The organism is Flavobacterium sp. (assembly GCF_036515215.1).
Lineage (GTDB): Bacteria > Bacteroidota > Bacteroidia > Flavobacteriales > Flavobacteriaceae > Flavobacterium.
Genome location: NZ_DATBVQ010000070.1, coordinates 1 through 6,779 on the forward strand (window position 1 = coordinate 1; position 6,779 = coordinate 6,779).

6 protein-coding genes are annotated in these 6,779 nt (G+C 36.1%); all 6 read right to left on the reverse strand.

Going from position 1 to position 6,779, the window contains the following annotated elements; all coding sequences use genetic code 11:
* Positions 1-87: 87 nt before the first annotated feature.
* Positions 88-1,140 (reverse strand): FAD-binding oxidoreductase, encoded by a 1,053-nt coding sequence (locus VIH09_RS05235; protein WP_331578599.1) that lies wholly within the window; start codon positions 1,138-1,140, stop codon positions 88-90.
* Between the two features lie 128 nt (positions 1,141-1,268).
* Entirely contained in the window at positions 1,269-2,159 is an 891-nt protein-coding gene (gene gldN / locus VIH09_RS05240; RefSeq protein ID WP_331578609.1) for a gliding motility protein GldN, read from the reverse strand.
* Positions 2,160-2,211: 52 nt separating this feature from the next.
* A complete protein-coding gene (gene gldM, locus VIH09_RS05245; RefSeq protein ID WP_331578601.1) occupies positions 2,212-3,759 on the reverse strand; it encodes a gliding motility protein GldM in 1,548 nt (515 codons plus the stop codon).
* 44 nt (positions 3,760-3,803) lie between these two features.
* On the reverse strand, positions 3,804-4,448 hold the full coding sequence (gene gldL / locus VIH09_RS05250; RefSeq protein WP_331578603.1) for a gliding motility protein GldL: 645 nt from the start codon (positions 4,446-4,448) through the stop codon (positions 3,804-3,806).
* 36 nt (positions 4,449-4,484) lie between these two features.
* Positions 4,485-5,897, reverse strand: coding sequence for a gliding motility lipoprotein GldK (gene gldK / locus VIH09_RS05255; protein ID WP_331578605.1), 1,413 nt, complete (start codon positions 5,895-5,897; stop codon positions 4,485-4,487).
* Between the two features lie 126 nt (positions 5,898-6,023).
* Positions 6,024-6,779: formimidoylglutamase (locus VIH09_RS05260; protein WP_331578607.1), on the reverse strand; the 756-nt coding region annotated here is incomplete at its 5' end.

The following is a 6,779-nucleotide window of genomic DNA, read 5'->3' on the forward strand; positions in this document are numbered from 1 at the left end:
TTTATTTCCATTCATCTTGCGTTGGTCAAGAAATATATACATAAACATGTTCGTTTCTTACGATCCGACTTTCAAGCAATAGGAATTTCACTTTTTGTCTTTGGGCAAAAACCGATCGATGTCAATTTCCCTATCCAAAGGGATTTCGCTCTCTATATAATTAAACAGCGCTTTTGCCATCGCAGGAGCAAGCATCACGCCACGAGTTCCCAATCCGTTCAGAATGTGAAGCGAGCGATAGACGGCATGAGTCCCAACCAACGGTCTTCTGTCTTTTACGGTAGGACGCACGCCTGCAAAATGTTCCACTATTTCAAAATCACAAGTGATAATTTCTTTGATTCTATCTATCAGTTCCAATTTGCCTTCTTCGGTAGGCCGATTCGTTTTGTCTTTCCAATTGTAGGTTGCGCCAACTTTATACAAATCGCCTACCAATGGCAGAATGAAAACGCTGGTGTTCACGATAACATCCAGAACCAATTCTGGCGCTTTTATTATAAACAGCTCCCCCTTTGTCCCGTCTAATGGCAATTCGCTAAAGTAGGGATTGGCATGCATTCCGAAACCCTCCGCAAAAATGACGTGTTTCGCTTCAATGTTTTTATATCTGATACCTTCAGGTAAAATTTCTAAACTTTCATATTCAAAAGAGGACTCCAAAAAAAGACCGTTCTGAATCAGGTACTCTCTATACGCTTTTAACAAGATTGCGGTATCGACATAACCCGTTTGCAATACTTCCCCATAATTATAGGGAGATTCAATTCCAGGATATTTTTTTGTGATTATTGCCGTTGATAAAAAGGGTGCCAAAGATATTTTATCGGAAGCGGCAAACCAGTTGTTTTGCTCTTCCGCAGAGAAAAATTTTCTCAAAATCGGTTTTTTAAAATCAACCTTGGCTTTAAGCCTATCTTCCAAGGCAGCATAGAAAGTATCCATCAAAAGCAGTTGTTCCTGAGCTTTCCAAACTTCGCTAAAGCGCTTAAGTATAACCGGATTGTACAAGCCACCTGCAATCTTTGAAGAATTTTGCGAATTATTGTCCATTACAAAAATAGTTTTCCCATTTTGTAAGGCCATTTCAGAAAATGCTATCCCAGCCAAACCCGAACCTATTATTAAGTAATCAATCATACTGCAAAAATAACTATAAATTCAAAGTAAAAATATTTAAATGAATTTTTATGAAATGATAAATCATCAAAAAAAAAACTCCTGTCATGACGACAAGAGTTCTTTTTTATTATTTGGTACCTTTAAATTTAATAGTTCCACATATCTGATTCAAAATCACGAATTTTTTCTTTCACCCTTTCAGATTCCAGTAATTGATTTTGAGCATTATCTTTCATGTAATCTTTAATTTCCCTATCTCCATAAACATTTTCTTCCTTATAAATGACACTATTGAAATGCCTTGAATTCAATATTTGGTCAAAAGAAATGGGCATTGCAGAGTTTGAATTATTGAATGCTTTTGCCTCATGTAAAACCTCTCTAGCAGACGGGAAAAACACCCAAAACAAATCTATATAATCCTTTTCTTCGCTATTCATCGTATAAACATCTGGAGTAACTGGACAGATACCAAGCAAACGATATTTCAATTCACTTTGACGCTTGTCAAAATACCAATACCCTTTAATCTTATATTGTGTAACATCTTGAGCTGTCAAATCAGACCTCAATATATATTCAGGCGAGATTTGCATACCCGCATTTACTTGCTCTCTTCCTACATCAGTTGTATCAATTCTACTCAACGAGGCCTGAACATCTTTAAATGATTTCTTAGTGTTGAAATAACTGTCTGAATATACTTCGCTGATTTCACCACTTCGAATTGCTTTGGTTAAAACGTCATACAATGAACGTCTGTCAGAACCGATATTTGCAGTATCTATAGGAAAATACAACGCAAAGTTGATTCTTTCACTTAAATCTATAATCTCCCAAACCGTTTTGCCCATCAAAATATCTCGGTCATGAACATAACCATAAGCTAATGGCTTATCATTATCTGAAATGAGTTGCGCAGCAGTTTTAAGTCCTATTTCCTCAGGCGATTTTGCATTGAGCAAATTAGATTGCGCAAAAGACGTCACGCTCCAAGTAATGGAAATAATAACTATTAAAAAATTTTTAACTTTCATCATGGTAGATTGATTATAAGATAATGAATTACCTTTATAGGTAACTTGCATATTATTGTATTTCAAAAATAACCGCGGCGGTCCTTGGCAATAAATAACTACCCGCACCAACGAGTTTCGTTTTAATTTCAGAAATGGTAACTTGATCCCCTCTTCCCGCTTTAGAAAGCACAGATTTGCATTGCGCATTTAATCTGTCCCCTTGAACGACCACAGTAGGCTGTCCTGAGACTTTTAAATTAAAACCGACAACATTCAAACCTACTTCGAAATCAAAGTCTTCAAGCTTAGCACCAATGGTAGCTATTTCCAGATTCGATTTAGGTCCTTTCACAACACCCGTTTCTCCTCTTATTGTTCCCGTCGGACTTGGTATACCCTTTATTCTAAACGTTTTTTTATCGGAAACTTTAGAACCATCAGGCAAAGTACCTGTTACATTAATCACCACTTCATTCCCAGATGTTGGACGCATAGTAAATTTACCTCCACCAGAAGAACTCAAACCAGGAGCTGAGGCAGATATTTTATCTGCGGTAATACCCGCAAATGAAATTGTCATAGGGTTAACAACCCCTCTGTAAACTACATTCATTTTATCTGCTGATATCGTTGCAGACTTTGGTCTTGCAACAACCACGTATTTATCGCTTATGGGCAAACTAACCACTTTACCACCTTCATCAAAATTAAAGGAACCGGTAATAGGATGGTCACCAATGTTACCCGCGCCAAAAGAAAACTTCGCTTGACCCGCCATAGCTTGGATATTTGAACCATTGATAATTACAGATTTTGCTTTTAAAGATGGATCAAATTTTCCCAATATTATTTTACCTGACACCGCTTCCCCTTGAAAGAAAACTGACTTATCAAGAACTACTATAGGTTGATAAGCGGTTAGAGATGCAGCTGCAACTAAATCGCTTTGAAACATACCGCTCATAATATCACTTTCGGTTGCTTTAATATCTGCTTGCAATTGAGATAATTTTGTAATGGTAGCTATCAAAGGAAAGCCCTTATAGTTATAGTCTATCCAATCTAAATTAGCACCTGCTTTTTCAGAATAAACTGGTTTTGTGGCAAACCTAGCTTCAATTTTCTTCATTTCGGCTTCCGCAATTGAACTGCCTCCAATTTGCTTAATTTGAGCGGAGTAATTGTTAATTCTATCTAAAAATTTTTGACCAACTTTTGAAACTTTATCACCAGAAAAAAACATTTCATCAATTACATCCCCTTTATCCATGTCTTCATAAGGCAAATTACCTTTGGCATCCCTTTCGAAATCTTTAGTGACCGATGTTTTAATGTTTTCTAAATAATCATTGAATTCTTTAGATAGCACTCTTATTTTTTCAACCTTAATCTTTTTATCTCCAAATTGTCCCGGTTGGTCGACTGCTTTTTGTGCCAATTGGGCAAATGAACTTTCATTTCTTTGGTCTGTGATTGCATTTGATTCAACAATTTTTACATTTAAAATTCCAAAAGCAGATAATACTTCTTTTGACATATTCATTGCTAACATTGCGATGAAAACCAAATACATAAGGTTTACCATCTTCTGTCTAGGGCTTAATTTTCCTCCTGCCATATTTTCTAATAATTAGTTTGTTATTTTAATATAATAGTTCGAAACTAATTGCCTTTATTACTCATAGCAGAAAGCATTCCACCGTACACATTATTTAATGATGATAGATTCGAAGTCAATGAATGCATTTGTTCTTTTAACTTCATATTATTCTCAAGTACTTCCTCGTTTATTTGGGCATTTCTGGAAGCACTTTGTAATTGTATTTTATATAAGCTGTTTAAAGACTCCATTTGTGCCGCAGCCATTGTTAATTCTTCACTGTATTTTTTAGTGGAAGCCATTGATTCTGCAGTTGGAGCAATACTTTTGGCAGCCGATTCGAAATTTTTAATGCTATTTCCTAAGCTTGACATTAATTCCCCGTCAATTTTAGCGTCTTTCAACATGGCATCTAATTTTTGAGACAACAGTCCCTGTGCCTCTCCAATGTTTTCAGCTTTTGCCTTTCTTGGACCATCAGAAGGCTTGCTATTATCCAATTCAGGATAAACTAGGGACCAATCTAAATCCTTATCTGGGGTATCAAACGCTGACAAACCAAAAATAAAGGCTTCAGTACCTAAACCGATAATTAGCATAGGGCTTGCAAATGGCCAATGCATTAATTTAAACAAGGCGCCGATAATTACAACTGCAGCTCCCATACCATAAGCGAAATTCATTGCTTTTTTACTTAATAATGCCATAATTTTTAGATTTTAGTTTTTGTAGGTTTTGTTTTTTTATCTGGTTTTAATTTTCTTTCCGTTTCCGGTGGTTTGCAATCCCATGTAATCTTGAACTGTTCTGAATCCGATAAAACTTCTTGCTGAATCTGCATATTCGAAATCTCTAGTACTTACTTGTAAGAAATAAGCAACGTCTTTCCAAGATCCACCGCGTACTACCTTACGTTTATTGGAAGCATCCAATACATTTGGATTCATAGATGAAACATATTCATATGCATTTGGGTCATACGACGAATCGGTCCATTCAGAAACATTCCCGGCCATATTATAAAGATTGTATCCGTTAGGCTCATAAGATTTAGCTTCCACAGTGTACAAGGCTTCGTCAGCCGCGTAATCCCCCCTATTTGGTTTGAAATTCGCAAGAAAACATCCTCTGTCATTTTTGGTATAAGGCCCTCCCCATGGATATGTTCCTGACTGTAAACCACCCCTTGCAGAATATTCCCATTCAGCTTCAGTAGGCAGTCTAAAGGAGTTGATCAGATCTTGTCCCTTCTTTTTTGATTTTATGTAGGTGTTTTTATTCAAAGTTCTCCATGCACAAAAAGCTTTTGCTTGAGTCCATTTCACGCCAACGACAGGGTAATCCCCATATGCCTTATGCCAGAAATAATCATTATGCATAGGTTCATTGTAAGAATAAGCAAAATCTTTAATCCAAACTGTTGTATCTGGATACACCTTCACTTCTTCAGTTTTTATAAAATCTTTTCTTTTCCCGACTTTAGCTTTAGCCGCAGCTTGTATATCCATCCAAGAATAACGAAATTTAAGCTTATCCACGTCGATTGTGCGCAGTCCGTTATAGGACGCTTCCAATGGCAAATACATGGAATCCATAACCTCAACGTAATATTCGTCCGGATACAATTTTGGGTCTTTGATCAGTTTAACCTTTCTATTTAATCTTCTACCCGCATAAGGATCATCATCTGTACCTATACTATAATAGTTGTCATACATATACTTATCATAGGCGGTCATCTTTTCAGGATCTGAATCATTAAAAGCAAAATCCCCGATACTGCCGGCATTTTTACCTTTTCCGCCTCCATCGCCCGCTTTTACACCCGTTTCATCAGCTAGGATAGCTAATCTCACTCTCATGGTGGAGTCCTTAACCCATTCAACAAATTGACGGTACTCGCTATTGGTTATTTCAGTTTCATCCATGTAAAATGAACGAACGGTCACTGTTTTAGTAGGAGCATCTTGAATATTGGCAACATCATCGTCAGATTTACCCATAATAAAAGCACCACCAGGAACTAAAGTCATCCCATAAGGTTTTTCAGGATGCCAATTCCTGCCCTTAACGCCGACCAATTCGCCTTTGTCTCCAGATTTACCGCAACTGGTTAATAGCGCCAAAATCGCCATAAATGCAATGAACTTCTTCATATAAATTCGGGTTATATTTTCATTATTTTTTAAGTGTGTAAACCTATTTATTATTTTTTAATAAAACAATTATTTTACACTAAAGATTCCTTTTGAAACAAAAATTTAGTTGCAGTAAATCCACTACTAAATACTATTTTTCCTTTGTGCCTTCCACCATCTTTCAGGCAATTCCTGATTACAAGCCCCTAAATATTCATCGTAGGAACATGGTAATAACGTATTTCTTTTTAATTTATTACTACCATTTGAAATAAATGGTATTTCAATCCACCAGCGATCAGTCTTGTCACTTTTATAAAAAACCAAAACCTCATCTTCTAAAGGCACAATATATTTTATATAATTTTCCCTGCTACCAAAAGGATATTCGTTAGAACGATAATGAAACCCTTCTATGAAATACCATATGATTTGAGCCACCAAAACGGATTCCTGAACTGAATCATTATGATTAAATATTCCAAAAACGGAAACTTTATCACTAATTCCAGCATATCTTGCCAATGAACAAATTTCCTTTCCATTAAAACCATTAGGAGCAAATGTAACGAAATTGCCTGAATCTGAAGACTTTATGGAATTCAAATCAAGGCTAACGATATCTGCATCCCTAAATACTGGCTCAGCTAAGGCTATATTATTGGAAATCTCTCCCAATCTATAGGCATCAAAAAACAATTTTTCAACTAAATCAATCTCTTCTTGCGAATTATAGTAGGTTTGAAAACCAATATTACAATAATTAAAAAGATTATTCGGTTCATCTATGATAATTTTGGTCAGGTAAGAAGCTGCAGAAACATCCTCGTTTTCCTTTCCGAAATCAAACTTACTGTCGATGGTAACCAGATTTACCATCTGCTCCAAGTCGTCGTATGC

What these genes read in the sequence shown, in the direction of transcription:
- VIH09_RS05235 (WP_331578599.1), bottom strand. Translation starts at nt 1,140, where the DNA reads ATGATTGATTACTTAATAATAGGTTCGGGTTTGGCTGGGATAGCATTT.
- gldN (WP_331578609.1), bottom strand. Translation starts at nt 2,159, where the DNA reads ATGAAAGTTAAAAATTTTTTAATAGTTATTATTTCCATTACTTGGAGC.
- gldM (WP_331578601.1), bottom strand. Translation starts at nt 3,759, where the DNA reads ATGGCAGGAGGAAAATTAAGCCCTAGACAGAAGATGGTAAACCTTATG.
- gldL (WP_331578603.1), bottom strand. Translation starts at nt 4,448, where the DNA reads ATGGCATTATTAAGTAAAAAAGCAATGAATTTCGCTTATGGTATGGGA.
- gldK (WP_331578605.1), bottom strand. Translation starts at nt 5,897, where the DNA reads ATGAAGAAGTTCATTGCATTTATGGCGATTTTGGCGCTATTAACCAGT.